At 65.2% G+C, this 1,488-nt stretch carries 1 protein-coding gene; it reads right to left on the minus strand.

The window, feature by feature from the left end:
• Positions 1 to 60: 60 nt before the first annotated feature.
• Complete coding sequence (locus BST15_RS20865; protein ID WP_165757156.1) at positions 61 to 1,401, minus strand: IS256 family transposase; 1,341 nt, start codon at positions 1,399 to 1,401, stop codon at positions 61 to 63.
• Between the last annotated feature and the right edge of the window lie 87 nt (positions 1,402 to 1,488).

The following is a 1,488-nucleotide window of genomic DNA, read 5'->3' on the forward strand; positions in this document are numbered from 1 at the left end:
GGTGGCGTCCAGATTTCGGTGTAAATCGGCGGGCGCAGGTTCTGGCTTCGGTGGGTGATGTTACGCGGTAGCGCTGACAGCTTCGGGGCTGTGGGTGGCGGGCTCAGAGGTGTGCTGGGGTCGTAGTTGTCGGGGCGGGTGCAGCAGGCTGCGGCGGAGGTCTTGAAGCTGGCGTAGTCCAGCGGGGGTCATGGTCAGTCCGCGCCAGCCGCGCGATGCACGGTCGAGCACGGCCCAGACGATGCTGATGCAGCTGGTCTCACCGGGAAATCGGCCGATAACCTTTGCGCGGCGACGTGTTTCGCCGAAGGTGCGCTCGATGAAGTTCGAATGCCGGACGCGGTGGTGATGCTCGGTCGGGAACCGCAGATACGCGGTGAGGCCCTCGCGGTCGGTGGTCAGGATCTTCATCGCCGCCGGGTAGATGGCGGCGTAACGGTCGACGAACGCGGTCAGGCGGGCATCGACTGACTCCACCAGGCGCGGGCCGGTTTCGGTGTTGAGTTCATCGGTGTCAAAGCAGGCCCAGTAGCCGTCGCGGATCTCTGCTTGCATCCCGGCCGGGATCTTGGCCAAGACGTTGCGTACCCGGTGGATGAGGCAGCGTTGCCGCAGGGCTTGCGGGAAGACCTGCTCGATGGCGGCGATCAGGCCGCGAGCGCCATCGGAGACGATCAGCAGCGGACACCTCAAGCCCCGGTCGCGCAGATCGGTCAGGAAATCAGCCCAGGCGTCGGTCGACTCCCCGGTGCCGGGGGCCAGGCCCACGAAGACGGGCTTGCCATCGGTGGTGATCCCCCAGGCGGCCAGGACCGGCTCGGCCGGCGAGCCCGGATGCATCCGGAAGAACGAGGCATCCAGGAACAGGTAGTCCAGCATGACGTCATCGAGGCGTCGAGCCGCCCAGCTGTCGTATTCGGTCTTGATGGCTTGACATACTTGCGACACAGTCGATTTCGAGATCGCGGCCTGATCACCGAGTGCATCAGCCAGGGTGGCCTCGACGTCGCGTACCGACAGTCCACGCACGAATGAGGCGATCACCAGCGACTCGAGCGCGTTGGTCTTGGTGACGTTCTTGCCGAACAGTCGGGAGGCGAACGCAGCGGTCGTGCCGCGCAGCTTGGGACGCTCCAAGGTGACCGGGCCGGCCGTGGTCTTGACCGTGACCGGCCGATAGCCGTTACGCGACCCGGACTGCGCATCCGGTGTCGCTGCGGTGCGCTGGTAGCGGTCACGGCCGAGGAACTCGGTCACTTCGGCCTCCAACGCGGCTTGCATCAGCAACTGTGCGCCAAGGCGGGCCACCTCTTCCAGGATCTCGGGCAACTCACGATCGGAGGCGAACAGCTCGTCGATCTTGGCGCGGACACGGTCAATCGGCAATACTCGTGCAGGCACGGGCGTAGGTCCTTTCTTCGATGACTTGGTAGGTCTCGAAGCAGAACCTACGCCCGGCCCCATTTACACCGGTTTCAGGACACGACC

Source organism: Mycolicibacter arupensis, from assembly GCF_002086515.1.
Taxonomy (GTDB): Bacteria; Actinomycetota; Actinomycetes; order Mycobacteriales; family Mycobacteriaceae; genus Mycobacterium; species Mycobacterium arupense.